Origin of the sequence: Rhizobium leguminosarum bv. viciae USDA 2370 (assembly GCF_002008365.1) — a bacterium.
Taxonomy (GTDB): Bacteria; Pseudomonadota; Alphaproteobacteria; order Rhizobiales; family Rhizobiaceae; genus Rhizobium; species Rhizobium leguminosarum.
Map to the genome: position 1 here is coordinate 824535 of NZ_MRDL01000051.1, position 25991 is coordinate 850525.

The window sequence follows — 25991 nt, forward strand, 5'->3', positions numbered from 1 at the left end:
GGATGAAGAATTATCTCATGGCACTGGCCTTCGCAGCAATCGCGTCGCCAGCACTTGCCTCAGGCAACCACGCCGGCGGCCATGGCGAGAAGATGGCCATCGGAGAACCCGGCGACAAGGCAAAGGCGACGCAGACGATCCGCGTCACGATGAAGGAAACCGACGACGGGAAAATGTTGTTCACCCCCGCCGTCTTCAACGTCCGCAAAGGGCAGACGGTCAAGATCGCGATCAAGAATGCCGGAACCGTCGACCACGAATTCGTGCTCGATCAGGAAGACAAGATCCTGGAGCACAAGAAGGTCATGGAGAAGTTCCCGGAAATGGAACATGCCGACGCCAACTCCATCCGTCTTCCGGCCGGCCAATCCGGCGAGATCGTCTGGAAGTTCACCACCGACGGCGAGTTCAAGTTCGCCTGCCTGATCCCCGGCCACTACGAAGCCGGCATGCACGGCGACGTCACCGTCGCCGGCAAGTAATCTGCAACAAAGGAGCTACACGCATGAAAACTGCAATGATCAAAATCGGCCTCGCCACCCTGCTCTGCACCAGCGCAGCCTTCGGCGCATTCGCCGAGGAATTCACCAAGGGTGTCGTCAACAAGGTCGACACAAAGGCAAAGAAGGTCACCATCAAGCATGAGGACCTGAAGAACCTCGACATGCCCGCGATGACGATGGTCTTTCGCGTCGAAGACCCGGCTCTGCTCGAAAGACTGAAGGAAGGTTCGAACATCGAGTTCGTTGCCGAACGCGTGAATGGCAAGTTGACCGTCACCGAAGTAAAATAGCCACCTCCCGCCGCCCGGACGGGTCCGGGCGGCGGGACATCGAGGAGTGGAGACGATGCACAGGAGAAGCTTCATCGCGTTGGCGGCATCAGCCTTGGCTTTCCTTGGCGCAGGAGCCCGCGCCGCCCCGGCGAAGATGACCGTCTACAAGGATCCGAACTGCGGCTGCTGTCATGAATGGTCGAAGGCGATGGCCGCGGCAGGATTTTCCGTCGACGCCCGCGACACCGACGACCTTGCCGCGGTCAAGGCACGGCTGGGCGTACCTGCCGACTTGGAGGGGTGCCACACCGCTGTCGTCGAGGAATACTACCTTGAGGGACATGTTCCGCTCGAGGCCGTGCAGCGCCTGCTCCGAGAGCGGCCGCCGGTCCGAGGACTGGCCGTGCCGGGGATGCCGTCTGGCTCACTGGGAATGGGTGTCGATCCGGCCGCGGTCTATGACGTCTATGCGATCCCCTCGGGAACCGGCGCGCCATACGTGTTCATGGAGGTCCGCCCCCGGAAAAGCTGACGCTCGATCGATCAAGCCACGCTGAGCTGCCGCTCAGGAAACCGGAGCGGTGCAGAGCGCCGCCCAGAGATCGTGCTTCCAGTCCGTTCCCGGCCGCGTCGACAGGTCGATCACATAGTCGGCGGAATTGATCCGCACCATGGCGGGCGCAATGCAGCGCACGCTCGCCTGGTGTCTTCCCCCGTCCCGATAGAGCACTGTCCCGTCACCGTCGAATTCCGACAACGTGATGACTACATCGAAATCAAAGGCGCGATCGCGGGCGGGACCGCCCTCTGCCAGACTGAGGCTGACCGACCGGCTGCCGCCGAACGAAGCGGTGTGGAAAATGGCGAGCTCGGACGCCGCCGCCGTCGATGCGGATTGCGCGCAAAGGATCAGACACAGAAGGACTCGGCGCATTTACCCCTCCCGTGGTCAATGCATTGCGATCCTATCATATCCTCGGCGGCTCCGCGACTATTCGCAGAGCCGAGGCTGGATCCCAGGCCCCGCTACGGCCGCATGAATGCCTGCAATTCGTCGGTCGTGACCTTGCCGTCGTTGTTCGCGTCCACGCCGTCGAATATCCGCTTGTGGATCGCCGTCACCTCCTCGAAGGACAGCGCGCCGTCTCCGTCGGCGTCGGCGACCGCGAACATGATTTTCATCATGTGTCCGCGCATCGACATCATCGGCATGCCGTCCATCATGCCGGACGGTATCATCATGCTCCGCCCCATCATTCCGTCGGGCATCATGCCGGATCCGCCGGGCATGGATCCCTGACCTGGCCCCATCGTCCCGTCGTCAGCGTCGGACGGCTGGCTTGCCTGCGCCGATGTCGCAGGATGATGGGGGGTCGGCGTCGTTTGTCTGCGCGAGCGCGAGACCAGCTCTCGCAGCCCATCAGGACAGGCGCCCCCCGTCCTCGCCGAAGAGGTGCAGCACATGGGGATCGAGATGCAGCGGCAGGCTGTCGCCCGATTTCATCCGCTGCTGGCCGGCAAAGACCGCAATCAGCTTCTTCCCGCCTGCGTCGGCGTGGACGACGGTCTCCGAGCCCAGTTCCTCGACAAGGGTGACGCGGGTGTCCAGTCTGCTCGCTGAGGCCGCATCGGCCAGGGTGATGTGTTGCGGGCGGATGCCGATGCTGACCCTTTCGCCCGTCGGGCGTGCCTCCTTGGCAATCACCGAGAGACGATGGCCACCAACGGTTTCGACCTCAGCGAAACCGCCCTGGTGACCGACAATCGCACCTTCGAGGAAATTCATGTGCGGCGCGCCGATGAAGCCGGCGACGAAACGATTGGCCGGGTTGTTATAGAGTTCCAGCGGCGTTCCCACCTGCTCGACCCTGCCGCTTCTCAAGACGACGATGCGGTCGGCCAGCGTCATCGCCTCGACCTGATCGTGGGTGACATAGATCATCGTCGCCTTCAGGCGGGCGTGAAGGGCCGCCAGTTCGGCCCGCATGCTGACCCTGAGTTCGGCGTCGAGATTGGACAGCGGCTCATCGAGCAGGAAGGCATCCGGCCGCCGCACGATGGCGCGGCCGATGGCGACGCGCTGGCGCTGGCCGCCGGAGAGCTGGCCCGGACGGCGCTGCAGGAAGGGCTCGATCTCCAGCATGCGGGCGGCGTCCGTGATGCGCGCTTCGATCTCGGCTTTCGCCACTTTGGTGTTCTCGAGACCGAAGGCGAGGTTTTCCTTGACACTCATATGCGGATAGAGCGCATAGGACTGGAAGACCATGGCCAGGCCGCGATCGGCGGCGCTGATAGCGGTGACATCCTTGCCGTCGATGGCGATGCTGCCGCGGGTGGGCTTATCGAGGCCGGCGATGAGGCGCAGCAGCGTCGATTTCCCGCAGCCGGAAGGGCCGACGAAAGCGACGAACTCGCCGTCATTGACATGCAGCGAGACATCGCGAATGACCTCGACGGCGCCGAAATTCTTGACGATGTTCCTGAGCTCGAGCCCGCTCATGCACTCTCCTGTTCAAATTATAGCTGGCCTATTTGAGCCCCGAGCCGGCGATGCCCGTGGTGATGAAGCGCTGCAGGAAGACGAAGATCAGCACGACCGGGATCATCGAGACGACGGTCATCGCGAGTATGTAGTGCCATTGCACATTGAGTTCGCCGGCATAGACGTTGAGGCCGACCTGCAGCGTATAGAGTTCCTTGCGCGAGAGCACGATCAGCGGCCAGAGGAAGTCGTTCCAGCGCCAGACGACCGAGAAGATCGCCAGCACCGCCAGTGCCGGCGCCGACAGCGGCAGGATGATGCGCCAGTAGATCTGCCATTCGCTGGCCTTGTCCATGCGCGCGGCGTCGAGCAATTCGTCGGGGATCGTCAGCATGTATTGCCTGAGCAGGAAGACGCCCGTCGGGGTGGCGACCGTCGGCAGGATGACGCCCCAGAGGCTGTCGAAGAGGTTCAGCGTGCCGATGACGGAATAGAGCGGCACGACGATGACCGAAAGCGGCACCATCAGTGTTGCCAGGATCATCAGCATGACGGCGGTGCGGCCGGGGAACTGGTATTTCGACAGCGCGAAAGCGGCCATGGAATTGACGAGCAGCGTGATGGCCGTCGCGACGACGGTGACGAAGACGGAGTTGCGCAGGAACAGGAAGAAATCGAAGCGCTGGAAAGGTTCGGTGTAGTTGCCGCCGGCAAATTCGACCTGGCGCACCGGCGTGCGGTCCTTGATATTCGCCTTGACGATTTCGCCCGGCTGTTTCGGATCGACCATCTGGCCGATGATGCCGATGCGGCGCACTTCGGCGAGCACACGGGTGCTGCCATCCGGCATTGCGACATTATAGAGCGGCAACGGCTTGTCGTAGCCCGGCACCACTGCCTGTTCGGTGACATAGGGCAGGAAGGACGGCGGAAACTCGGCAAGGGCGGCCGGCGTCTTGAACGATGAGAAGACCAGCCAGACGGCCGGGCCGAACATCAGGATTACGCCTGAGATCAGCCAGATCCAGGTGACGACATCCGTCCAGTGCCAGCCTCGGCCGCGGCGGCGGAGCAGGAAGGCAGAGACAGCGCTCATTGGCGTGCTCCCTTCTTCTCGTTGCGGCTACTGACGCCGAGCTGGACCAGCGTCAGGATGACGAGCACGAAACCCATCAGGATCGAGGCAGCGGAAGCCAGCCCCGGATTGCGCAGCGAACTCGCAAAGCCGGTCTCATAGATATACTGGGTGATGTACATGGTGCTGGTGCCCGGCCCGCCGCCGGTCAAAACGAAGACCTCGTCGAAGATCTGCACGGCGCGGATCAGCGCCAAGACCAGCACGACGATGAGGTTCGGCATTAGAAGCGGCAGGGTGATCCGCCGGAAAATGCGGGTTGGACGGGCGCTGTCCATCGCCGCCGCCTCGTAGAGATCCCGCGGGATCGCCTGCAGGCCGGCGAGCAGGATCAGCGCATAAAAGCCCATATGCGCCCAGACCGAGACGAAGACGGCGAAGAAGAAGGCCCAGAAACGATCGCTGAGCCAGGAGAACGGCTCGAAGCCGAAGGGGCTCAGCGCATAGTTCAACAGGCCCTCCCGCTGCAGTATCCATTTCCAGATCAGGCCGACGACGACGGGCGACAGCAGCACCGGAAAGAAGAAGACGGCGCGCCAGAAGCCGCGATTGGAAAGCTCACGGTTGAGGATCAGCGCCGTTGCGAGCGCTGCGACCAGCATCACAGTCACCTGGAAGACGACGAAGACGGCGGTGTTGCGCACGGCCGCCCAGAAGGTGTCGGCAGCGCAAGTCGAAGGGTCGAGATAGCTGCCGCAATCGAAGAGGATACGGTACTGGTCGGCGCCGACATAGGTCCTGTTCTGCAGGAAGATGGCGCTGCCGCTCGTCGTCGAATAGATGAAGTTGATGACCAGCGGCAGCAGCACGAAGACGGTGAAGATCAGCATGTTGGGCGCCAGGAAGACGCCCGCCATGCCGTTCAGCCCGGTCAGCTTCTGCCAGCCGCGCATGGGAATATCGACGAGCCCCATGGCAAGCCGGACAGGCGCCAAGAGCGCCTGCCGCAGACCGGTTTTGACAGGTGGTTCAGAAGAAACCGTCTTCGCCGTCATCTGTTCTTCCGTCAGTTGCCGGCAACCTTGGCCTTGATGTCCTCGTCGATGCGGGCATAGGCGTCGTCGAGCTTCATTTCGCCGGCGATCACCTGGCTGATGCGGGCGACGATGGCGCTGTAATAGGCGTCCGACCACTTCCAGCCCGGCAGCTTCATGGCCGGTGCCGCCGTCTGGCCGGCCGCTTCGACGAAGGCCTTCAGCGCCGCCTGCACATGCGGATTGTCGGTCTTGAAGTCCATCTGGCCGGCGGCAACGCCCTTATGCGCCGGAATGAACAGGCTGCGTTCGGCAAATTCCTTCTGCACGTCGGCACCTGCCAGGTAGTCCATCACCTTGGCGACGTCCTTCGGGTTCTTGGTGTATTTGACGGCAACCAGACCGGCGCCGCCCTGCATGCCGGAGCATGCGACCGAACCGCAGGGGCTGCCCGCCATCACCCAGTCGAAATTGTCGCCAATCTTCTGGGCAAAACCCGAAACCTGCCAGCTGCCCGAATAAAGATAGGCAAGGCCGCCATTGATGAAGTCCTCGGCGGCGGAGCGGTAGGTGGTGCCGGCAGCACTGACCCAGACATCCTTGTTGATGGTGCCGTCCTCATTCCACTTGACGAAGCGGCTGAGGAAGTCCTTGGCGCCCTGATCGATCGGCGCCGGCTTGCCGTCGGCGGCGATATAGTTGGCGCCGTAGGAGATGTTCGGGCCGGAGACGCGATGGCCGGAGCGGTCGATCGCCATGGCGAAGACCTTCTGGCTGTCGGCGACCTTCTTGGCGGCCGCCGCCCAGTCGTCCCAGGTGGCTTTCGGGCCGGGGATCTCGACGCCGGCCTGCTCGAACAGCGTCTTGTTGACGAAGCCGCCGGTCAGCGTCAGCTGCGTCATGAAGCCGGTGATGGCATTCGAGCCGTCCGGACGCATCCAGTCGGCCTGGGCGCCGAAATTGTCGTCCCAGTATTTCGCATCGGCAAGGAGTGGGCGAAGATCAAGCCAGTGCTGCGCCGGCGCCTTCAGATTAGTGACACGGGCGATATCCGGCCCCTGCCCGGCTTCGAGCTGCACCGGCAGCTGTTCCTTGACGACGTCGTAGGAGACCTCGTCGAGGATGACGTTGACGTCGGGATTGGCCTTGGAGAAGCGCGAGAGCAGGTCCTTGATCACCTCGCCTTCGCCGCCGTCAGAATACCACATGATGCGCACGTCACCGGCATGGGCGGCAACGGAACTCAAGAGAACCGCAGCAAAAGCCGCGCCGATCGATTTCATTCTGGTCATTTTCTCCTCCTCTTGACCGATCAATTCCTGCGTCCGGCCGGTCCTCCACCTGCCGGACACGTCGTCTACGAGGCCGCGCGCCGAGGCTGCCTGCCCGGTATCTTCAGATGTACCGCGTCTCCCCGCACCGACCAGTCCGTCGGGCGAAGAATACGGCCTTCGGCGCGCACGGTGCCGTCTTCTTCGAAGACGACCCGGCCATAATCCGGATCGACGACGATCAAGGCGCCCTCGTCGTCGCGGCGGGCCGAAAGCGTGGCGAAACGCGCCTGCATGCCGTCAAGGCTACCCTCGCGCCCGACATCGGAGAGACGGACGATCCAGCGGCCCTTGCGGCCAGCCAGCCGCAGCTCGATATCCGTCGTCGGACCTTGCTTCACCGGCTCAAGCGCGCCGTTGCCGATCAGCATCGCAATCCCGTTGCCTGAGCGGGCGAGCGCCAGATTGCCGTCGACCACCGTGTCGTCGAAGGCCTCGAGCGGGAACCAGGCATGGGTGAAATCCGGCTGGCCCTCGTGGATCTCGAAATCGAGGATCGCCAGATCGCGATACTGATGCACGCGCGGCAGCGTTCCGCAGCCGCCCCAGAAGCTCGGCCGGCCGTAGCCGAACTGGATGGTTTCGCCGGGATGATTGATCCAGATCTGCGCTTCCGGCCCGTCGCCCAAGCGCAGATGCAGCACCGTCTCCTGGTAGCCCCAGGCGCCGGGACGATAATGGGCGATGGTGCCAAGCGCGGTGTCGCGGGTCTTATAGTGGTAGAGCGCGGCGAAACGGTTCTCGCCCTGGGAAAAGGTCCATTCCTGTGCGTCGTCGGACTGGTGCGCCGCAATCGCCGCAAGCGCTTCTGGAAAACGCAGGCCATGATCGCGAATGCAGACGGCAAGCTGCGGCAAAGCGTGGACACGCCGGCCGTACCAGCCGCGGCCCCAGAGCAGCCGGGCGATGGCGGAGAGTTCGACCGATCGGCCGGGGCGCAGCGTATGTTCGTAAGAGCGGCCCTGGCTGCCGGTCAGCATGCCGTGATGGGCGGAGCGGGCGACGATCTCCATCAGGCGGACGATGCTGGCACTCGCCCGGTTGCGGATCGTCTCATCCGGCGCACAGGCGGCCAGCGCCGTCAGCCCCTTGAAATCGATCGGGAAATAGGGAACAGAATTCCACTCGGCCATTTCCCAGCGCTCGAAATGATCGAGCCAGGCGCGAACACGCTCTTCGCCGATCTTCATCTGCTCAGCACCGGTGCGGCCCGAACGGACGAAGAGGGCATCGGGGAAAAGTCTGCCGCCGAGATAGGCGGCCGTATGAAAGAGAAGCGCGTGGTTTTCCGAAAAATACCACTGAACGTCGTTGCCCGGTTCGTCCATCCAATAGCGGTAGTGGAGAACGGCCTGCTCGATCCTGTCGCGCAGCTCCGATGACAGCAGATCGCTCCAGCGCGTATAGGCAAAGAGCAGCGGCACCAGCACGAAATCGGCGCAGTCGTGGCAATCCTCGATGACCGGCAGCATGGCCGAGATCATCGCCTCGGTTTCCTCGCCGCCCTGCCCCTGCGCAAGACGCGCGAAAGCACAGACCGTATCGGGTTCGGAATGGGCGGCGACCTCGGCCAGCGCCTCGGCGACGCGGTCCTCCAGAGCGGCGGGCGCTTCCCCCTGGCGTTGGGGATGACAGATCTCGACGCCGAGCGTTCGGCCGAGCGAGAGCTCGCCTGTTTTGAAGGTGATGCGGAAATGGCGGAAATCGGCGGGCATATCCGCCGATGTTCCGAGTTCCAGCTTGGTTGCTCCCGCTTCCAGCTCGAAATCATAGTCGAAGCGTTCGATCGACATGAAGTCGCCTTCGATCTCGACATGGCAGCTTAACGCCAGCGGCAGCGGCACGGGGAAGAGGACCGTCACGTCTTCGCCGAGATAGGCGGTGCGGTCGAAGCGCATGCCCTCGAGGATGACCTCCAGCGCATCCGCGTCGCCGGCGGCGATGGGAACGGGCACGGCGGCTTCAACTTCCGGTCCTTCGACATAATCCAGCTGGAAATAGAAACGCGCGTCGCGCTCGGCGAGATCGTCGAAATAGACGCGGATCTCGTTGAGGCCAGCCGCCAGTTCGACCTCGAACAACTGCTCGGCCTCGAGATTGCGCTGGTACGGCGCCATGAAGCCCTGCTCGCGGCCATTGACGAAGAGGATCGCACCGCCGCAGGTCGACAGGCGAAGCGTCGCGGGTCCCACTGAGCGGGCATCGAGGAAGGTGCGCGCCCAGCAGCCGATGCGCGTCGGGCGAAACCAGAAGCCGGAGAGATCGACACGCGGGGAGGCAAAGGGAAGCCACCAGCGGACAGCGTCGAACTCGGCAGCCGGCTGCGGCCGCCGGCCGGAGAAGGATTTCTTGAATTGGGTGCGGCAGGGATATTCATGCGGGATGAAATTCTTCGTCTTGGTGACGAAGAAAAACGGATCCATGTTGCCGTCCATCGGACGGTCGGCGACGTCATAGCGCTCCTGCCACAGGTTGGCGAGCTGCCAGTAGACGATCGGGCTATCCTTCGCCGTTGCGCGGCGGAGATGGGATTGCTGCTCAGTGGTCATATTTCAGCCCGCTCAAGCCTTGTGACGCCGGGTAAAACCCTGGCGCATGGACTGGCCGCCTAGCCACATTTCAAAGCCTCCCTGCTCTGCCGCTTGTCGCGGACTCCTCAGGCAACAATTGTGCATAGGCATTCCATTTGCGCAATCTGAAAGATTTTTGCATAATAGTCGGGAGCGAGGAGAGGACATGGCGGCGGAAGAGAAAAAAGGTAGGCGCACGCGCCTCGACGACATTGCCGCCAGATGCGGCGTCTCGATCAGCACGGTGTCGCGTGCGCTGGCTGGCGAAAAGGGCGTCAGGCCGGAGATTCGCAAGCTGGTGCTGGAAACGGCGAGTGCGGTCAGCTACGCCCTGCCGGCGAGCGTTGCCGGCAAGAAGGTCATGCTCGTCGCCTCCGGCGCGGCGATGATCGACTATGTCCGCAACCAGTTCACGCTCTATGTGCTCGAAGGATTGAATGCGCGCGCAGCCGCTCTCGGCATCGAACTGGCGATGCGCCCTATCGCCGACAAGGGGGATGAAGCCCGCGTCGTCGCCGAGATGCGTGACGATCCGAGTTTTGGCGGCATGCTGATCCTGACCGTCGACGAGGAGGAGATGCTGGCGGCGGCCGCCGATCTCGGAAAGCCCGTCGTGCTCGTCAACAGCGACGATCCCTATATGCGGCTTTCGAGTGTTACGCCCTGTAACCGATCGGCCGCCTTCATCGCCGCCGAGCGGCTGATCAAGGCGGGACATCAACGTATCCTGTTCATGCTGAGGCCGGGTCGGCGGACGATCGAGCGGCGCCTGGAGGGCTGGCGCGACGCCCTGCAGCATCATGGGCTGACGGCCGATGCCGATCTGGTGCTCGAGGTCGACGACTGGCTGCCGGAACTCGGCGCCGAGGCGGTCACCCGTCTTGTCCGCGAGAAAGGCCTCACCTTCACCGCCATCCTGACGGCGGGCGACAGTCTTGCCAATGGTGCCGTGCGCGGATTGCAGGCCATGGGTTATGCCGTCCCGCAGGACATCTCGGTGATGGGCATAGACGACCTGCCGCAGTCGGCCTTTCTCAATCCGCCGCTGTCGACGGTGCATATTCCGATGCGCGAACTCGGCGCCACCGCGCTCGATCTGCTGCGCGACATGATGCTCGGCCTTGCTGCCCCACGACGGCGGGTCGAGCTTGCCTGCCATCTCGTCGAAAGGGGTAGCGTCGCAGCGGTCAACCGCGTCCATGTCGCAACAGTGGATCGCTGAACCCCACCACGTTCGAGGATATCAAGCCTCGATAAAGCTCGCTTCGAACAGTTCTCGCGCATAGGCATCATGCGTGGTGCCGGCCTGCAGATCCGCTTTGGTGAGTTCATCAACGAAACAACCGTTCTTCATGATCAATACCCGGTCGCACATATGGCCGATAACCGCGAGGTCGTGACTGACAAGCAGATAGGTCAGGCCCTTTTCCTCTCGCTGATCGGCAAGCAGGTTGAGGATTTCGGCCTGGACCGAGACATCGAGCGCCGATGTCGGCTCGTCGAGCAACAGGATGGGCGGCGACAGGATCAGGGCCCGGGCGATTGCCACCCGCTGCCGCTGGCCGCCGGAAAGCTCATGCGGAAAACGGTTTGCGAAACTCGCTGGCAAACCCACCTGGATCAACGCCCTCTCGACCTTCGACCAGATATCGGAATGGCGCATGGCGCGCAGCGGCTCGGCCAAGGCGGTGCCGATACGATGGCGCGGATGCAGGGATCCGTATGGGTCCTGAAACACCATCTGGGCAAATTTCAGCTCCTCGCGGGAGCGTTTCTTGCCGATCGGTTTGCCGCCAAGCTCGATGTGACCGGTCCAACCGGCCTCCATGCCAGCGAGGCACCGCAGCACCGTCGATTTGCCGCATCCGGATTCACCGACAATGCCAAGGGTCTCCCCCTGGTTGACCTGAAAACTGATGCCCCTGACGACATGGTTGCTTGATTTGCCGGAGGCAAAGACGACATCGAGGTCACGCACATTGATCATTGCGCCGTCTCCAGATCGAGTTTCGTCCTGTCGAGAACCGCAAGGCGGCGAACCGGGTTCCTGGGGTCGGGCAGCGCCGCTATCAGCCCGCGGGTATAGGGATGGCGGGCGTCTTCGAGACGAGTCAGGGTCTCGACGATCCGGCCGGCATACATGACGATGATACGCTCGCAAAAGGCTGCCACCATGCGAATGTCGTGGCTGATCAGGAGCAGTCCGGAATTGTTCTCGCGCACCAGCTCATCGAGCAACAGCAGCACGTCCTTGCGGACGCTGACGTCAAGCGCCGAGGTCGGCTCGTCGGCGATGACAAGCTTCGGGCGCGCCAGCAGCATCATGGCGATCATCACGCGCTGGCCCATGCCGCCCGATATCTGATGCGGATAAAGCGCCATGACCCGCTCCGGATCGCTGATGCGCACGCGCTCCAGCATGGCGCGGGCAGCCTCATGCGCCTGTTTCTTGTGAAGACCGAGGTGAAGGCGGGCGGCTTCGGCGATCTGTTTGCCGATCGAAAGCACCGGGTTCAGCGAATAGCGCGGATCCTGCATGATCAGCGCGATGTCCTTGCCGCGCAGCGCGCCCATCTGACGTTCGGTCTTCGACAGCAACGAACTGCCGGCGAGATCCAGGCGTTCGGCCGAGACCACCGCGGCCGGCGGCAGAAGACGCATGATGGCGCGACCGGTCGTCGATTTGCCGGAACCGGATTCTCCGACGATCCCGACGCGTTCGCGCCCGACGTCGAAACTGACATTGGAGACGGCAGGCACGGCGCCTCGGCCGAAACGGACACTCAATCCTTCGACGGATAGAACGGGCTGCAGATCACGATCTTGCATGGCGAGGATCCAGAATGTCGCGCAGAGCATCTCCGGCGATGTTGAAGGCAAGGCTGGTGAGGAGGATGGCGATACCCGGCATCACGGCAACCCACCAATAATCCAGCATGAACTTGCGGCCGCTGGAGATCATCGCGCCCCATTCCGGCGCCGGCGGCTGGGCGCCAAGGCCGAGGAAGCCAAGTGACGCTGCCGTCAGAATGATACCCGCCATGTTGAGCGTCAGACGAACGATGACCGACGGGACGCACATCGGCGCGATATAGAGGAGAAGAATGCGGATCGGCGAGGCGCCATAAAGACGGGCGGCGACCACATAGTCGGCGTTTCTGACGACAAGCGCCTCGGCGCGCGCGAGCCGGGCAATCGGCGGCCATGCGGTCAGCGAGATCGCGATGATTGCCGTGGTCAAGCCGGCGCCAAGTGCTGCAGCAAAAGCCAGAGCCAGGATCAGCGACGGGAAAGACAGAACGATATCGGTGGCGCGCATCAGAAGCGCATCGATGCGTCCGCCGAAGAAGCCGGCGACAACGCCGATCAACAGGCCGATCGGGCCGACGATCAAGGAGATCGAAAGCACGGTCTGGAGGGTGATGCGCGTGCCGAAGATGAGGCGGCTTAAGATATCCCGGCCGAATTCGTCCGTGCCTGCCAGATGCGCGAGGCTCGGCGGCTGCAAGGCATCGCCAAGCGCCTGTATCGCCGGATCGTAGGGCGCCAGGAGCGGCGCGAAAATCGCGATCAGGCAAAGCAGACCGAGGATGACGAACCCTCCAAGACCAAGCGGCTCGGCCGCCAATTTGCGGCCGGCGCGCGCAAACGACGCCGCGACACGGGTCGACACGCTTGGGGGGCGGATCTGAATCTCGCTGCGGATGACATCGCTCATCGGGCCGCCTCCCGCATGCGCGGATCAAAGACGGCGTAAGCGACGTCGGCCAGGAAGTTCAACAACATGAAAATGAATCCCACAATGATGGTGCCGGCGACGATGGCGTTCATGTCGCCGATCATCAGCGCGTTCGTCATGTACTGGCCAATGCCCGGCCAGGAGAAAACGATCTCGGTCACGACAGCGCCCTCGAGCAGACCGCCATAGGAAATGGCAAGGATGGTGATCAGCTGCACCGCAATGTTCGGCAGGACGTGGTGCCAGATCGTGCCGAGGGGGCTCACACCCTTGGCTCGGGCCGCAATGACATAATCCTGGCTCAACTGCTCCAGGGTGAAGCTGCGGGTCATGCGCGTGATGTAGGCCATCGCCGCATAGGCGAGGATGACGGCCGGCAGAATGATATGGCCGAGCGCATTCCAGAAGATTTCGGTCTCGCCCTGCAGCAGGCTGTCGACCAACAACAGACCGGTGCGCGGTGTGACGAGGCCTTCGTAAAACACATCGATCCTGCCCGGCCCGCCGACCCAGTTGAGGCCGGCATAGAAGATGACGAGGCCGACGATGCCGAACCAGAAAACCGGGATCGAATGACCGACGAGCGCGACGACCCGGGCCGTCTTGTCGATGAAGCTGTCGCGAAACAGCGCCGCGACCAGCCCGAGCGGGACACCGACGAAGGTCGAAATGATCACCGCCAGCGTCGCAAGTTCGAACGTCGCCGGAAACGCCTGGGCGAGGTCCGAAGAGACGGGATTGCCGGTGAGGACGGCCGTGCCGAAATCACCATGCGCCAGGCCGTTCAGATAGAGGAAAAACTGCTGGTAGATCGGCAGATCGAGCCCCAGGCGCGCCCGCATCGCCGCATAGGCGGCGGGATCGGCGAGCTCGCCGACAATCGCGCCGACCGGATCGGTGGGCAAGACGCGGCCGATCACGAAGGTCACACATAAGAGGATGAACAGGCTGACCAGCAAATGCGCCAGGCGTCGGCCAAATTCGGCTACGGAGAGTTCCTTCATGATCGGCTGTCCTGGGAAGTATTACTGGGTTTCGACCTTCGTCACGTTCTCGAGACGCGTTAACTGAGACGGATGCCCCACATATCCCTCGACCTTGCTGGACAGGACGATCGGCTCAAAGCGCTCGAAGAGCGGAAGCACCGCCGGCTTCTGTTCGACAAACATCTTCTGCATCTGAACGTAGAGTTCGCCGCGCTTCTTGGCGTCCGGTTCCATCGATGCTTTCGCCGTCAGCGCGGTAAGTTCCGGGATGTCCCAGGCCGAGCGCCAGACGAAATTGCCGGCATTGTTGGCTTCCTTCGAGTTGTCGGGATTGGAGGAAAACTGCTCCATCGAGCCGAGAACGTTCGGCATGTAGGCGCTGGTCTGCGGGATCAGCAGATCAAAATCCCTGGCGCGATGGGCGGCGATGATTTCCGAGCCGTTGCCCTGCTGGATGTCGATCTTGATGCCGACCTGAGCAAGCGATGCCTGGATGGCGGTGGCAAGATCGATGCGCGGCGTTTGCGCGATGGTCTTCAGCGAAAGCGAGAAGCCGTCCTTGAAGCCTGCCTCGCTCAGCAGCTGCTTGGACTTTTCAACGTCGAGATGCCAATCGGGATTGGGGATGGCATATTCGAAATTCTCCGGAACGGGAACGTTTCTGGCCCGGCCGTAAGGACCCATAATGGTCTTTTCGATGCCCTTATAGTCGATGCCGTAGGCAATGGCTTCGCGAACCTTCGGGTTGGCGAGGTATTTGTTGCCGGCATTCATCGACAGCACATAGAAACCGCCCGTCGGAATGCGCTGGATGGCAAAGCCCTTCTTGCTCTGGAACGTCGCGAGATCCGAGGCGGTCAGGGCGCTGGCAATATCGATGTCGCCGCGTTCGAGCATCAGCCGCTCGACCTGGCTTTCAGGCACATGCCGGACGATGACGCGACGCATCTTCGGCGCCCCGGCCATATAGTCCTTGTTGGCATCGAGAATCACCAGTTCGTTCGGAGACCAGCGATTGAGGGTGAACGGACCGGAGCCGGCCGAATGGGTTCGCATCCAGGCGTTTCCGTAGTCATTATCAACGGCGTGGCTCTCGACCTCGACGCTGTCGACCACGCTGGTGGTGGTCGTCGTCAGCCGGTAGAGCAGAAGCTCTGCCGTCACCTGGTCGGAGAGATCGATCCGCACCGTCTGGTCGTCGACGGCCTTGACGAGCTTTTCGACATTGTCCTTGTCGTAACCGACGCGCTTGAGGTTGGCGGCGGCGGCCTGATCCATCTTCAGGAGCCGCGCCAGCGAGTAGACGACATCCTTGGAGGTGACCGGGTTACCGGAGGCGAAATTGGCCTTGCGCAGCGTAAACGTGATGCCCTTGTCGTCAACCTTCCAGCTTTCCGCCAGCTGCGGAAGAATTTTGCCGTCCGCTGTGCTGGCGACCAGCCGATCGTAAAGGTTCGACATGATCTCGACCGCTTTGCCTTCGGTCGCCTGCTGCGGATCCAGCGACAAAACCTGCGCCAGCGAGGTGCCGACCACTAGCTGGTCCTGTGGGGTGGCAGCCTGCAACTGCGGTGCAGCGATCGTCAGGGCGCCGATGACGGCGCCGACGAACAAGCCCTTAGAAAAATGCTTCATTGTAAGTCCTCCCTAGACTACTATAAAAGACATATTATGTCGCCCGTATGTCGTATTATGATTTATCGAAGTCTGATATGATTTGCAAGACCCGAGCGGGAGACTTGATGCAAAGGGATTGGGGGAACGGACAATGACAACATTCGGCGGTGGCCGGCAAAGACTGGCGCAACAGGTCATCGATCAGCTGCGGGCGCAAATTGAGACGGGGACGCTGCGTGTCGGCGATCAACTGCCGACCGAGCCGCAGCTTGAAGCGACATTCGGCGTCAGCCGCACCGTGGTGCGCGAGGCGATAGCCGATCTGAGGTCGGCAGGCTTCGTCAAGCCGATCCAGGGCAAAGGCGTTTTTGTCGCGGATCCGAAGGCGCATTCGGTCCTGCCGCTGACGCCGGTGGAAATCAAAAGCATTCCGGAAACCCTGGAGTTGCTGGAGTTTCGCATGGCGGCCGAGGGTGAAGCGGCGGCAATTGCCGCCTATCGCCGCACCGCCGAGCAGGAGGCGGCAATCCGTGAGGCCAACCGCAGAATGGCGCACCTGATTGAAACCGGACAGCAAACCGTGGAAGCGGATTACGCCTTCCACATGGCGATTGCCGCCGCCACGAACAACCGATTCTATGTCGATGTCCTGCGCCATTTCGGCCCCAGAGCCATCCCCCGCGGCCAGTTTCCGACACTCCCCGAGGCCAATGACCGCAGCTATCTTCAGAAGGTTTATGCCGAACATGTCGAAATCCTGTCGGCAATCGCCGATCAGGATCCCGAACGCGCCCGCCAGGCAATGCGCGCACATATGCTGGCCAGCCAACGCCGCTACCGCATGCTCGCCGAGCAGCAATAGGGCTCGACACTCTTCAAAATTCATATTATGTCATATGACATTATGTAATTTCGAAAGAGACTCAAATGTATCTGGGAACACAGGTCGCCGCGCGGGATGACGACGATTATCGTATCTTCGCGCAACTGGGTGTGAAGCATATCAATGCCGACCCGCCGGGAAAGCCGAGCAGCTGGACGCTGTCCGACCTCGAGCGCCATCGCGACAAGGTCGAAAGCTTCGGCCTGATCCTCGACATGATTCAATTGCCGCTGCCCTCGCAGCCGATCGAGAAGGCTTCCTATCCCGATATCCTGCTTGCCGGCCCCGAGCGCGACAGACAGATCGACGCCGTCTGCAAGTTGATCGAGAATGTTGCGGCGGCCGGCATTCCTTCGGTGAAGTACAATCTCAACCTGATCGGCATTCCCCGCACGCCGGATGAACCGGGACGCGGCGGGTCGCTGAATGCCAGCTTCCGCTGGGACAAGACGGATCAGCAGGCCGAGCCCGGTCTTGCCGGCGTGCTTTCCGAGGACGAAAACTGGGAGCGGATCGATTATTTCCTGGAACGCGTCGTTCCTGTCGCTGCAAGCAACCGCGTCCGGCTCGCCTGCCATCCGCACGATCCCTATACGCCGCCGGGCTATCGCGGCGTCACGCGGGTGCTGGGCACGGTGGAAGGCCTGAAGAAGTTCGTGCTGATGCGCGAAAACCCCTATCACGGCCTCAATTTCTGCCAGGGCTCGATCGGCGAGATGCTGGAAAATCCCGGCAATGAAATCGACGATGTCATTCGCTGGTTCGGCCAGCGCGGCAAGATCTTCAATGTTCACTTCCGCAATATTCGCGGCGGCAAGCTGTCCTTCATGGAGACCTTCCCTGAGGAAGGCGACATGGACATGGTCCGTTCGGCCAGGATCTACAAGGAGGTGGGCTTCAAATACATGCTGATGCCCGACCATGTACCGACCGTCAGCGGCAAGGACCCAACCGCCACCGCATTTGCCTTCTGCTACGGCTATATCGCTGCACTTCTGCAAGTGCTCGACAGCGAGTGACCCGGTTTTCAACACCTAAGAAATAGGACTTCATGATGAACCCGATTGAATTGAAGAAGGCCGTCGGTAGTGGTCTCCTGTCGTTTCCGGTGACCCATTTCGACGATCAACTCAAATTTGACGAAGCCAAGTACCGCCGTCATGTCGAGTGGCTTTCCGGTTATGACGCTGCTGCGCTGTTTGCCGCCGGCGGCACCGGGGAGTTCTTCTCTCTCAATCCGGCCGAGATTCCGCAGGTTGTCCGGGCCGCCAAGGCGTCGGCCGGCAAGACGCCGATCATTTCGGGAACCGGCTATGGTACGTCACTCGCCATCGAGATCGCCGTCGCGGCCGAGAAGGCCGGCGCCGACGGACTGCTGCTGTTGCCCCCCTATCTGATGTTTGCCGAACAGGCGGGTCTCATCGCCCATGTCAAGGCAGTCTGCCAATCGGTCGGCATCGGCGTCATCGTCTATAACCGCGACAACGCCATTCTTTCAGCCGACAGCATCGCGCGCCTGGCGGAGGAATGCCCGAACCTGATCGGCTTCAAGGACGGCGTCGGCGATGTCGACAAGGTGATCGAGATTACCACCCTGCTTGGTGACCGTCTCGTCTATGTCGGCGGCATGCCGACCCATGAGGTTTATGCGCAGGCCTATTTTGCCGCAGGCGTGACGACCTATTCATCGGCCGTTTTCAACTTCGTACCCGCCCTCGCCCAGCGCTTTTACGGCGCCTTGCGCACCGGCGATCAGGCGACGGTCGACGAGATCCTGAAAGGCTTCTTCTTTCCCTTCGTCGCCTTGCGCAACCGCAAGAAGGGATACGCCGTCTCGATCATCAAGGCCGGCCTTCGCGTCCTCGGGCAGAACCCCGGCCCCGTGCGCCCGCCTCTGACGGATCTTTCCCAGGAAGAGGTCGCGCTGCTGGAAAAGATCGTCCAGGCCAACGGCGTCACACGGATCGCGGCGGAATAATATATCGCTGTAGTTGGTCGCCGGGGTGGCCCGGCGGCTGTCCGGTTCGCACCAACAACAGACCAGCGCCGCACTGGCAACCGCCGGAATAGGACTCAGCCATCACGCCCCCTCACCGCCCATGAGGTGGTATCGTGATCGGGGTGCTGGTTGCTGCTCTCCTTGATCGCCGCGGCCCAGTCGGCGCCGTTGTCTTCGGTCGCACCGGTATTTTCTATGCCCGTGATCGTATCGAACCAAGCCACCATGTTCTCGGTGCAGGTATTGGCAAGCGGCAAGAAGGCATGCGGATCGTCAAGCGAACCGATCATCAGGTTGGTGCGGCCGTTTTCGAGGTGGTGGAAGAACAATGGCGTGCCGCAATTGGCGCAAAAGCCGCGCTCGACAAGCTCCGAGCTCTTCCAGACGCTTGGCTTGCCGCGTGTCCAGCTGAGCGCATCATCGGGCGCGGCGACGAGCGCGGCAAAGATGTTGCCCGAGGCTTTCTGGCACATGCGGCAATGGCAGAGATGCGAATTGTCAAGCATAGCGGTTGCGTGGTAGCGCACGGCACCGCACTGGCAGCCGCCGCTCACCTCCATCTCGATGCGTTTCATTTTTCTCCTCCTTCAAGAGGCGGGTTTGGGCTTAATCTCTTTTAGGTTTTCGTCGCTTTCCCGCTGCCCGAAGCTGTCATGCGGCCTTAGTGGTACGTCACGACGGGATTGAACACCCTTTGCAGGAAGGGCCTGAGAGCTCCCTGCATGTCGTTCCTTGGAATTTGATGTCCACACCCGCTCATCCGTCCGTTTCGATCTTTTGAACAAGCAGGGGCTGGTTATCCGCCCTATTCATTGGCCACCGAGTAGGCAGCAGCAAATTCCTTGGCCAAGGCTTCAAGTGCTTCCGGGTAAGCTACATCAACACACTGAAGTTTGGCGTCTCGCGCTGCCTCTAACATTTCCCTCTTGTCGCGGATCGAACGCTCTACAAATTTCTCGATGATCAAAGCTGCCGACTGAGCGGCGTCCTTGTAGCCGGCTTCTTCCATCATGCGGGCACGTAAGAAGTCGTCTTCTGCGTACAGAAATACGGTTCTGACGAGGTTTGGGTCGAGATTCGTCATATATTCTGGCCGCAGTGCTGACCCTTCAAGTACGAAAGGCTTCAAAAGCCGCCTGTGATTTTCGATGATCTGACATATGTACGGCCACATATTCTCGTGATGAACCTTCAAAAACCAATGCACTGTATCGTCGGAGAGACGTGAATAATATTCAGCTACCTGGGGACGGAGCGTCGGCCACGGTCTACCGGGGTGGCGGCCCAATTTGTCGGTGGAAATGAGTTCCCTACCAAGCGAGACAGCCAAGCGCTTTGCCAGTGTGGATTTTCCAACATGCGAACTGCCACCAATCAAAATCCCCAAGTGGTGTTGCTGCATCCTCTGACCTCCAGTATCGCGATCAATTGGTCACTAATATTCGCAGTTGATGACTGCTTTTGGCGAATTGCCAGCGCTCCACGGCCGGTGGCGTTTGCCATGCATTTGCAGAGCCATTTCCAGAAGGAAATCCTCAGATAGAGCGCAGCTGGTGGTTTAAAAGTGCCGGAAGCTGGCTAGACCAGCGGCATCAGTCCATAGCCGATGGGTGCCAATCGCTCGGTCACGTTAAGGACGGTCCACATTGCGGCCGATTCCGCCCAGACGGCCATATCGGCATTACCTGTATGCGCGAACCATCGGACTTGCTCATCTCAGAAATGGTCGCGATCACCCACGGCAAAGGTGGCAGCAAACCGGGGCTGGTTTCGGCGATCTCCCGGGCCGAGGATTCCCATGCCCCATTCTTGCGTCTACAGCGCCACACCGGTGCCGCGGTCGAAGACGTGCACCTGATCGCTGGTGATGCTTGCCTCGAACACGGCGCCGTAACGGGCGGGATATTCGCCATCGACGATGGCGGTCACCTGCTGTCCGGCAAGATCGAAGACCACGTGGGTCTGGGCGCCTGTCGGTTCCACCAGCATCGTCCGGCCGGCGAGCGGCGTGCCGGCGGCAACACCGGGAACGAGATGTTCGGGGCGCAGGCCGATGGTGATGGCCTGGCCGGGCTTGACCTTGCGGTCGGGCGCGATGCGGATCGCCGTGCCGTCACCGAGGCGGGCGGCCGGCTCACCGTTTTCGCCGTCGACGGTGCCGTCCAGCATGTTCATCGCCGGCGATCCGATGAAGGCGGCGACGAAGAGATTGGCCGGTTTCCTGTAGAGTTCGAGCGGCGTGCCCTGCTGCTCCACCCTGCCCTGATTGAGCACGACGATGCGGTCGGCAAGCGTCATTGCTTCGATCTGGTCGTGGGTGACATAGATCGACGTCGTCCTGACCTTCTGGTGCAGCGTCTTGATTTCAGAGCGCATCTGCACGCGCAGCTTGGCATCGAGATTGGACAGCGGTTCGTCGAACAGGAAGACGGCCGGATTGCGCACGACAGCGCGACCCATGGCGACACGCTGGCGCTGGCCGCCGGAAAGCTGGGCCGGCTTGCGGTCGAGGAGCTCGGCGAGATCCAGCATACGGGCAGCCTCTGCCACCCGGAGCTCGATCTGGGGTTTGGCAACGCCGGCGAGCTTCAGATTGAAGCCCATGTTTTCAGCCACGGTCATGTGCGGATAGAGCGCGTAGGATTGGAAGACCATGGCAATGTTGCGTTCGCGCGGCGTCATGGCGTTGACGACCTTGCCGCCGATGGCGATTTCGCCGTCGGTGATCTCCTCGAGGCCGGCGATCATCCGCAGCAGCGTCGATTTTCCGCAACCGGACGGGCCGACGAGCGCGACGAATTCCCCATCCTCAATATGAAGCGAAATGCCGTGGATGACGTCGACGGCGCCATAGGTCTTGCTGATTTCGGTGAGTTCAACGGATGCCATGATTGCACTCCAACGGTTCGGGCTCAGGACTTCACGGCGCCGGCGGTCAGACCGGCGATGATGTGTCTCTGGGCGACGAAAAAGACGATGATGGTGGGAAGGATGGTCAGCGTGATGAAGGCCAGCACCAGCTGCCACTCTGTGCCGTACTCGCCGCGATAGACCATGATGCCGAGCGGCCAGGGATATTTCGATTCCGAATTCAGCATGATCAGCGGCAGGATGTAGCTGTTCCAACTGCCGACGAAGGAAATGATGCTGACAGTGGCGACGATCGGGCGCGAAAGCGGCAGCGAGATGTGCCAGAAGAATCTGAGATAGCCGCAACCGTCGACGAAGGCCGCCTGAAACAATTCTTCCGGAAGGTTGCGGAAATAGTTTCGAAACAGCAGGATGCTCATGCCAAGGCCAAAAGCCACCTGCGGCAGCACCACACCCCAATAGGTATCGAGCAGGCCGAGATCGCGGATGCGGATGAAGAGCGGCAGGATCGCGGTCGCCGCCGGAAACATCAGGCCGAGCAGGAAATAATTGAGCAGGAACGACGATCCGAAAAACCGGACATGGGCAAAGGCGAAAGCCGCCATCGACGAGACAATCAGCGTCAGGAGGACGGTGAGCGACGCGATCACCAGGGAATTGCCGATCTGCAGCCAGTAGCGCTCACCGAAAAGAATGTCGGTATAGTTCGCCCATTGCCACTCCGTCGGCAGGCCGAAGGGATTGGTGCGCAGGTCGCCCAGCGTCTTGAAGCCGCCGAGTGCGGTCGTCAGCAGCGGCACAAGCACGATTGCGGCAATGAGGCTCAGCGACGCGTAGAGATAGACGCGTGTCGACGTGCTCATGCGGATGGAAGAGCTCATATCAGTCATGGCGCATGAATATCCTTTTGTAACCGAAGGCGAGCGTCACGCAGATGATGAAGAGCACGACGCCGACGGCGCTGCCGAGGCCGACCTGCATGCGCATGACGCCATAGGTGTAGAGGAAGGTGACCATCGTCTGTGTGGAGTTGGACGGCCCGCCGCCTGTCAGCGGCATGATCATGTCGAAGAGCTGCAGCGAGCCGACGACGGCAAAGAAGATGGAAAGACGCAAGGTCGAGCCGAGCAGCGGCAGCGTGACGTAACGGAACTTCTGCCAGCCGGTGGCGCCGTCGATTTCGGCTGCCTCCAGCACGCTCTTGTCGACGGATTGCAGGCCGGCGATGAACAGCATCATGTGAAAGCCGAAATATTTCCAGACGATGACCCCAAGCACGGCATAGATCGCCACGTCCTTGTCGGCGAGCACGTAAGGGTTGGCGAAGCCGAAGAAGTTGGAAACGGCGGCAAACAGGCCATAGTCGCCATCATAGACGAAGCGCCAGATGAGGCCCGCGGCAACGTCGGCCAGCACATAGGGCAGGAAGAAGATCAGGCGGTAGCCGACGACACCCGGAATGCGGTGCGCCAGCATGGTGGCGAGCCAGATGGCGAGCGGCACCTGGATGCAGATCGAGATCACGATGATCAGGCCATTATTGACCAGCGCCTGGGTAAAGGCCGCATTTCGAAACAGAACCTGGAAATTGCGCAACGCGATGAACTCGGTCGGCGTGCCGTAGCCATTCCACTTGTAGAGGCTGTACCAGGCCGCCTCGCCCATCGGCATGATGACGAAGAGCGTGAAAAGCAGCAGCGCCGGCGGCAGGAAGATCAACAGCACCGCCAGCCGGTCATGGGCGACCGAGCTCTTGCTGTTTGCGGCTCTTTTTGCCGGCCTTGCGGCAGTGGTTATCGACGGGACTGAAATATTGGCCATGGATCCTGCTTTCGGCATGTCGGCAGCAATGCCGGCGCTCCGTTCTTGGCTGGGAGCGCCGGGAATGGTCTGCAGGCGCTGGCTATTGTTCCAGCTCGAAAGCGTCCTGGATCATCTGGGCGCCGTCCTTGGAATTCATCTGACCGGAGACGATTTCCACCGACACGTCGTTGACGACACGGCCGACCGCCGCACCCAGATCCTGGTCGAAATAGTTCTGATGCCAGGTCGATGCGGCCAGCTGTTTTGCCGATTCGGCAAGCAGAGGGTTGGTAACGCCGTCACCGGCGCCGACGGCTACAGGCAGAAGCATGCCTGATTTGGCCATCGCCCGCTCGTTCTCCGCGCTCGTCAGGAAAGCGAGGAAATCGATCGCTTCCTTGGATGCCTTCTTGGTAACGGCCCAGCCGTTCAGACCGCCAAGCGTATCCGTCGGCTTGCCGGCGCCGCCATCGACTGCCGGGAAGGCGAAACGGCCGATATTGTCGGGTGCGAGACCCTTGCCGTCGCCGGCATTCTTGCGCTGGTTGGCCTCGGTATTTTCAAAGCCGAGGATGATCGCAGCCTTGCCGTCACCGAAGACGCCGAGCGCCTGCGGCCAGGTCGAGCCGAGATAGCCGGGCTGGAAAGGTTCGAGCTTTCCGAGTTCGGCGAGGTCGTCGCCGGCCTTGATGATTGCGGGATCGAGGAAACCTTCGCCCTGGCCGGTCTTTGCCGCTTCGAAGACCTTCTGTCCGCCTTCGCGCATGACGAGATAGCTCCAGTAGAAGTGGATCGGCCACTTCTCGCCGCCGCCGCCGGCGATCGGCACGATGCCGGCTGCCTTGATCTTCTTCACCGTGGCGAGAAAATCAGCCCAGTTCTTGATGTCCTCGGCCTTGACGCCGGCCTTGGCAAACAGCGCCTTGTTGTAGAAAAAGCTGACCAGACCGACCTTATAGGGAATAGCCCAGGTCTTGCCTTCGAATGTCAGGCCGCTGACCGAAGCCGGGCTATAGGCGCTGCGCAGTTTGCCGCCATCGGCGTCGAGGGCCGGCGTCACATCCTGGAGCGCACCGGTCTCGGACTGCTGCTTCAAGACGCCGCCGCCCCAGCTGAAAAAGAAATCCGGCACGTCGTCGGACTGCAGCAAGGTCGGAAGCTTGGCCTTGAAGGCCTCGTTTTCGAGAAACTGCATCTGGATATCGACGTCAGGGTGCTGGGCTTCGTATTTCTTGACGATGTCTTCCCAGGCCGCGACATATTTCGGGTCGAGCTCGAGATGCAGCCACTTGACCACCGTCGTCGCCGAGGCTGCACCTGCCCCGGCCAGCAACATGCCGGCAGCCGCGGCCATGGATGCGATGCGCCTGCCGCGAAGACCGGCGCTCTTCAACATAAAATTCATGATTTTTCCTCCCAGGGGCTGTCCTCACAATTTTTCCCCTATGCGGATTAATTCAACGGAGCTTTGACCCAATGTCAACCCAATGCCTCTATTTTTATCAAATGCGCTTGACATGACCGCAGAATTGCCCGCTATTTATTTCGTAACCCGTTAAAAATATTTGGGTTCCGCCCCAACGAAACGATCGCCTGGCTAATTTCAATGAAGACCGCAGATCCAGAATTAATGCGCGCGATCAATCGCTTGAACGTGCTCGATACCGTCCGGCGCCATGGTCCGATCTCGCGGATAGAGATCAGCGAACGTACCGAACTTTCCACCACGACCGTTTCGGCCATCACCGCCTCGCTGCTCGACGACGGGCTGATCCTCCCGCGTCACGAAGGCGATATCCGCAATGAGGCTGTGCGCGGACGGCCGCGGGTGATGCTGGAGCTCAATCCCGATGCGGCCCGCGTGGTGGGCGCCAAGATCGCCGCCAACAGGATGGTTTTCGTCGTCACCAATTTCCGCGGCGACGTGCTGTCGAAGCTCGCCTTGCCGATCCGGATCGACCGGCAGCCGATCGGCGTCATCGCCGATCTGGTCGAGGATGGGGTCAGGCGCTGTGTCGTCGATGCCGGGCTGTCGCTGGAGGATGTCGACAGCGTCTGCCTCGGCTTTCCCGGCGTCATCGAGCACCGCACCGGCTATATAAGAAGCAGCCCGATCTTTCGCGACACCAATGTCGATTTCGCCGCCGAGATGTCGACGCGGCTGGCGACGCCGACCATTGTCGAAAGCGACGCCCACGCCATCACGCTTGGCCATCACTGGTTCGGAAAGGCCCGCGATCTCGAGGATATGGTGCTGATTTCGCTGGAGCAGACGCTGGGGCTGGGCGTCCTGCACGGCAACAGCCTGTTTCGCGGCGCCGGCGGCCTCAGCCACAATCTCGGCGACCTCGTGCTCGGCATGGGACCGAATGGCGTCGTCCGGCTTTTCAGCCAGGCCGGCGAAAGCGCGATCCTCGGCGAACAGCAGGCCGACGGGCGTTTTGCCGAAGCGATCCGTCTCGGCCGCGGCATGAACCATGCCCAGGCGCTGATCAAGGCCGATGACGACCGGCTGATCAGCGCCGCCATCCGCGCCGGCGAGGCGGTCGGATTGACCATTGCCAATATCGTCACGCTGTTTGCGCCGCCGCGGGTCATTCTTGTGGGGTCGAGCCTGGCGCTCGGCGAACCCTTTCTCAACAGCCTGCGCGATGCCTATACACTCGCCATTCCGCCGTCGCTGCGCGGCGTGAGCGAACTCGTCTTCGACGATTCGACCGATGATTTCTGGGCGCAGGGTGCGGCTGCGGTGGCGCTCTACGAACTCTACGAATCGCCCTGGAGCACGACGGGGCCGGCGCTCTGACGGGCGCCCCAATCACCATC

The 25991-nt window shown here is 61.5% G+C and carries 25 protein-coding genes and 1 pseudogene; 8 read left to right on the forward strand and 18 right to left on the reverse strand.

Annotated features, from left to right (window positions below; all coding sequences use genetic code 11):
- Nucleotides 1-2: 2 nt before the first annotated feature.
- The 3 genes from BS629_RS30770 to BS629_RS30780 are packed head-to-tail and all read left to right on the forward strand — an operon-like array spanning nt 3 to nt 1307.
- Nucleotides 3-482 carry a cupredoxin domain-containing protein gene (locus tag BS629_RS30770; RefSeq protein ID WP_018241971.1) on the forward strand — a complete coding sequence of 160 codons (480 nt, stop codon included), beginning with the start codon at nt 3-5 and terminating at the stop codon, nt 480-482.
- 23 nt (nt 483-505) lie between these two features.
- Complete coding sequence (locus BS629_RS30775; RefSeq protein WP_018241970.1) at nt 506-793, forward strand: copper-binding protein; 288 nt, start codon at nt 506-508, stop codon at nt 791-793.
- A gap of 55 nt (nt 794-848) precedes the next feature.
- On the forward strand, nt 849-1307 hold the full coding sequence (locus BS629_RS30780; RefSeq protein WP_018241969.1) for a DUF411 domain-containing protein: 459 nt from the start codon (nt 849-851) through the stop codon (nt 1305-1307).
- Between the two features lie 33 nt (nt 1308-1340).
- Here BS629_RS30780 and BS629_RS30785 read toward each other — a convergent pair whose 3' ends face one another.
- The 7 genes and pseudogenes from BS629_RS30785 to BS629_RS30815 form a co-directional block, all read right to left on the reverse strand.
- Nucleotides 1341-1709 (reverse strand): hypothetical protein, encoded by a 369-nt coding sequence (locus tag BS629_RS30785; protein ID WP_018241968.1) that lies wholly within the window; start codon nt 1707-1709, stop codon nt 1341-1343.
- A 92-nt stretch (nt 1710-1801) separates the two neighbouring features.
- Nucleotides 1802-2180 (reverse strand): annotated as a pseudogene (locus BS629_RS40375) (EF-hand domain-containing protein); the annotation flags it as partial.
- Nucleotides 2181-2195: 15 nt separating this feature from the next.
- Complete coding sequence (locus tag BS629_RS30795; RefSeq protein WP_018241967.1) at nt 2196-3275, reverse strand: ABC transporter ATP-binding protein; 1080 nt, start codon at nt 3273-3275, stop codon at nt 2196-2198.
- A 28-nt stretch (nt 3276-3303) separates the two neighbouring features.
- Nucleotides 3304-4353, reverse strand: a complete 1050-nt coding sequence (locus BS629_RS30800) for a carbohydrate ABC transporter permease (RefSeq protein ID WP_018241966.1) — start codon at nt 4351-4353, stop codon at nt 3304-3306.
- Nucleotides 4350-5387, reverse strand: a complete 1038-nt coding sequence (locus BS629_RS30805) for a carbohydrate ABC transporter permease (protein ID WP_018241965.1) — start codon at nt 5385-5387, stop codon at nt 4350-4352. The genes BS629_RS30800 and BS629_RS30805 overlap by 4 nt, the downstream gene beginning before the upstream one ends.
- Nucleotides 5388-5398: 11 nt before the next feature.
- Nucleotides 5399-6658: an ABC transporter substrate-binding protein gene (locus tag BS629_RS30810; protein ID WP_018241964.1), complete on the reverse strand. Its 1260-nt coding sequence runs from the start codon at nt 6656-6658 to the stop codon at nt 5399-5401.
- A 65-nt stretch (nt 6659-6723) separates the two neighbouring features.
- Nucleotides 6724-9246 carry a hypothetical protein gene (locus BS629_RS30815; RefSeq protein ID WP_018241963.1) on the reverse strand — a complete coding sequence of 841 codons (2523 nt, stop codon included), beginning with the start codon at nt 9244-9246 and terminating at the stop codon, nt 6724-6726.
- Nucleotides 9247-9433: 187 nt separating this feature from the next.
- Between BS629_RS30815 and BS629_RS30820 the strand changes: the two genes are divergently transcribed.
- Nucleotides 9434-10489: a LacI family DNA-binding transcriptional regulator gene (locus tag BS629_RS30820; RefSeq protein ID WP_018241962.1), complete on the forward strand. Its 1056-nt coding sequence runs from the start codon at nt 9434-9436 to the stop codon at nt 10487-10489.
- A gap of 21 nt (nt 10490-10510) precedes the next feature.
- Here the strand turns inward: BS629_RS30820 and BS629_RS30825 are convergent, their stop codons facing one another.
- From BS629_RS30825 to BS629_RS30845, 5 genes are read right to left on the reverse strand one after another with little or no spacing between them, the layout of a single operon-like run.
- A complete protein-coding gene (locus tag BS629_RS30825) occupies nt 10511-11254 on the reverse strand; it encodes an ABC transporter ATP-binding protein (protein ID WP_018241961.1) in 744 nt (247 codons plus the stop codon).
- Entirely contained in the window at nt 11251-12096 is an 846-nt protein-coding gene (locus BS629_RS30830; protein WP_018241960.1) for an ABC transporter ATP-binding protein, read from the reverse strand. Before BS629_RS30830 ends, BS629_RS30825 begins: the two co-directional genes overlap by 4 nt.
- The gene (locus BS629_RS30835; protein WP_077988719.1) at nt 12083-12985 is read right to left on the reverse strand and encodes an ABC transporter permease; all 903 of its coding nucleotides are present in this window, start codon (nt 12983-12985) and stop codon (nt 12083-12085) included. The genes BS629_RS30830 and BS629_RS30835 overlap by 14 nt, the downstream gene beginning before the upstream one ends.
- Nucleotides 12982-14010, reverse strand: coding sequence for an ABC transporter permease (locus tag BS629_RS30840; RefSeq protein WP_018241958.1), 1029 nt, complete (start codon nt 14008-14010; stop codon nt 12982-12984). The genes BS629_RS30835 and BS629_RS30840 overlap by 4 nt, the downstream gene beginning before the upstream one ends.
- 21 nt (nt 14011-14031) lie before the next feature.
- A complete protein-coding gene (locus BS629_RS30845) occupies nt 14032-15627 on the reverse strand; it encodes an ABC transporter substrate-binding protein (protein ID WP_018241957.1) in 1596 nt (531 codons plus the stop codon).
- 133 nt (nt 15628-15760) lie between these two features.
- Here BS629_RS30845 and BS629_RS30850 point away from each other — a divergent pair, with 133 nt between their 5' ends.
- The 3 genes from BS629_RS30850 (at nt 15761) to kdgD (ending at nt 18470) form a co-directional block, all read left to right on the forward strand.
- Nucleotides 15761-16471: a FadR/GntR family transcriptional regulator gene (locus BS629_RS30850; RefSeq protein ID WP_018241956.1), complete on the forward strand. Its 711-nt coding sequence runs from the start codon at nt 15761-15763 to the stop codon at nt 16469-16471.
- 65 nt (nt 16472-16536) lie between these two features.
- On the forward strand, nt 16537-17511 hold the full coding sequence (locus BS629_RS30855; RefSeq protein WP_018241955.1) for a mannonate dehydratase: 975 nt from the start codon (nt 16537-16539) through the stop codon (nt 17509-17511).
- A 32-nt stretch (nt 17512-17543) separates the two neighbouring features.
- Nucleotides 17544-18470, forward strand: coding sequence for a 5-dehydro-4-deoxyglucarate dehydratase (kdgD, locus tag BS629_RS30860; protein WP_018241954.1), 927 nt, complete (start codon nt 17544-17546; stop codon nt 18468-18470).
- A gap of 95 nt (nt 18471-18565) precedes the next feature.
- Here the strand turns inward: kdgD and BS629_RS30865 are convergent, their stop codons facing one another.
- The 6 genes from BS629_RS30865 to BS629_RS30890 form a co-directional block, all read right to left on the reverse strand.
- A complete protein-coding gene (locus BS629_RS30865; RefSeq protein WP_018241953.1) occupies nt 18566-19066 on the reverse strand; it encodes a GFA family protein in 501 nt (166 codons plus the stop codon).
- A 230-nt stretch (nt 19067-19296) separates the two neighbouring features.
- On the reverse strand, nt 19297-19893 hold the full coding sequence (locus BS629_RS30870; protein ID WP_018241952.1) for a hypothetical protein: 597 nt from the start codon (nt 19891-19893) through the stop codon (nt 19297-19299).
- A gap of 413 nt (nt 19894-20306) precedes the next feature.
- Nucleotides 20307-21380 carry an ABC transporter ATP-binding protein gene (locus BS629_RS30875; protein WP_018241951.1) on the reverse strand — a complete coding sequence of 358 codons (1074 nt, stop codon included), beginning with the start codon at nt 21378-21380 and terminating at the stop codon, nt 20307-20309.
- A gap of 23 nt (nt 21381-21403) precedes the next feature.
- Nucleotides 21404-22252 carry a carbohydrate ABC transporter permease gene (locus BS629_RS30880; RefSeq protein ID WP_018241950.1) on the reverse strand — a complete coding sequence of 283 codons (849 nt, stop codon included), beginning with the start codon at nt 22250-22252 and terminating at the stop codon, nt 21404-21406.
- Nucleotides 22245-23183 (reverse strand): carbohydrate ABC transporter permease, encoded by a 939-nt coding sequence (locus tag BS629_RS30885; protein ID WP_003559249.1) that lies wholly within the window; start codon nt 23181-23183, stop codon nt 22245-22247. The genes BS629_RS30880 and BS629_RS30885 overlap by 8 nt, the downstream gene beginning before the upstream one ends.
- An 82-nt stretch (nt 23184-23265) precedes the next feature.
- The gene (locus BS629_RS30890; RefSeq protein WP_018241949.1) at nt 23266-24570 is read right to left on the reverse strand and encodes an ABC transporter substrate-binding protein; all 1305 of its coding nucleotides are present in this window, start codon (nt 24568-24570) and stop codon (nt 23266-23268) included.
- A 201-nt stretch (nt 24571-24771) separates the two neighbouring features.
- Here BS629_RS30890 and BS629_RS30895 point away from each other — a divergent pair, with 201 nt between their 5' ends.
- Complete coding sequence (locus BS629_RS30895) at nt 24772-25971, forward strand: ROK family transcriptional regulator (RefSeq protein WP_018241948.1); 1200 nt, start codon at nt 24772-24774, stop codon at nt 25969-25971.
- The last annotated feature ends 20 nt before the right edge of the window (nt 25972-25991 follow it).

Coding starts and splice junctions, on each gene's coding strand:
- BS629_RS30770 (WP_018241971.1), top strand. CDS start 3: ATGAAGAATTATCTCATGGCACTGGCCTTCGCAGCAATCGCGTCGCCA.
- BS629_RS30775 (WP_018241970.1), top strand. CDS start 506: ATGAAAACTGCAATGATCAAAATCGGCCTCGCCACCCTGCTCTGCACC.
- BS629_RS30780 (WP_018241969.1), top strand. CDS start 849: ATGCACAGGAGAAGCTTCATCGCGTTGGCGGCATCAGCCTTGGCTTTC.
- BS629_RS30785 (WP_018241968.1), bottom strand. CDS start 1,709: ATGCGCCGAGTCCTTCTGTGTCTGATCCTTTGCGCGCAATCCGCATCG.
- BS629_RS30795 (WP_018241967.1), bottom strand. CDS start 3,275: ATGAGCGGGCTCGAGCTCAGGAACATCGTCAAGAATTTCGGCGCCGTC.
- BS629_RS30800 (WP_018241966.1), bottom strand. CDS start 4,353: ATGAGCGCTGTCTCTGCCTTCCTGCTCCGCCGCCGCGGCCGAGGCTGG.
- BS629_RS30805 (WP_018241965.1), bottom strand. CDS start 5,387: ATGACGGCGAAGACGGTTTCTTCTGAACCACCTGTCAAAACCGGTCTG.
- BS629_RS30810 (WP_018241964.1), bottom strand. CDS start 6,658: ATGACCAGAATGAAATCGATCGGCGCGGCTTTTGCTGCGGTTCTCTTG.
- BS629_RS30815 (WP_018241963.1), bottom strand. CDS start 9,246: ATGACCACTGAGCAGCAATCCCATCTCCGCCGCGCAACGGCGAAGGAT.
- BS629_RS30820 (WP_018241962.1), top strand. CDS start 9,434: ATGGCGGCGGAAGAGAAAAAAGGTAGGCGCACGCGCCTCGACGACATT.
- BS629_RS30825 (WP_018241961.1), bottom strand. CDS start 11,254: ATGATCAATGTGCGTGACCTCGATGTCGTCTTTGCCTCCGGCAAATCA.
- BS629_RS30830 (WP_018241960.1), bottom strand. CDS start 12,096: ATGCAAGATCGTGATCTGCAGCCCGTTCTATCCGTCGAAGGATTGAGT.
- BS629_RS30835 (WP_077988719.1), bottom strand. CDS start 12,985: ATGAGCGATGTCATCCGCAGCGAGATTCAGATCCGCCCCCCAAGCGTG.
- BS629_RS30840 (WP_018241958.1), bottom strand. CDS start 14,010: ATGAAGGAACTCTCCGTAGCCGAATTTGGCCGACGCCTGGCGCATTTG.
- BS629_RS30845 (WP_018241957.1), bottom strand. CDS start 15,627: ATGAAGCATTTTTCTAAGGGCTTGTTCGTCGGCGCCGTCATCGGCGCC.
- BS629_RS30850 (WP_018241956.1), top strand. CDS start 15,761: ATGACAACATTCGGCGGTGGCCGGCAAAGACTGGCGCAACAGGTCATC.
- BS629_RS30855 (WP_018241955.1), top strand. CDS start 16,537: ATGTATCTGGGAACACAGGTCGCCGCGCGGGATGACGACGATTATCGT.
- kdgD (WP_018241954.1), top strand. CDS start 17,544: ATGATGAACCCGATTGAATTGAAGAAGGCCGTCGGTAGTGGTCTCCTG.
- BS629_RS30865 (WP_018241953.1), bottom strand. CDS start 19,066: ATGAAACGCATCGAGATGGAGGTGAGCGGCGGCTGCCAGTGCGGTGCC.
- BS629_RS30870 (WP_018241952.1), bottom strand. CDS start 19,893: ATGCAGCAACACCACTTGGGGATTTTGATTGGTGGCAGTTCGCATGTT.
- BS629_RS30875 (WP_018241951.1), bottom strand. CDS start 21,380: ATGGCATCCGTTGAACTCACCGAAATCAGCAAGACCTATGGCGCCGTC.
- BS629_RS30880 (WP_018241950.1), bottom strand. CDS start 22,252: ATGACTGATATGAGCTCTTCCATCCGCATGAGCACGTCGACACGCGTC.
- BS629_RS30885 (WP_003559249.1), bottom strand. CDS start 23,183: ATGGCCAATATTTCAGTCCCGTCGATAACCACTGCCGCAAGGCCGGCA.
- BS629_RS30890 (WP_018241949.1), bottom strand. CDS start 24,570: ATGAATTTTATGTTGAAGAGCGCCGGTCTTCGCGGCAGGCGCATCGCA.
- BS629_RS30895 (WP_018241948.1), top strand. CDS start 24,772: ATGAAGACCGCAGATCCAGAATTAATGCGCGCGATCAATCGCTTGAAC.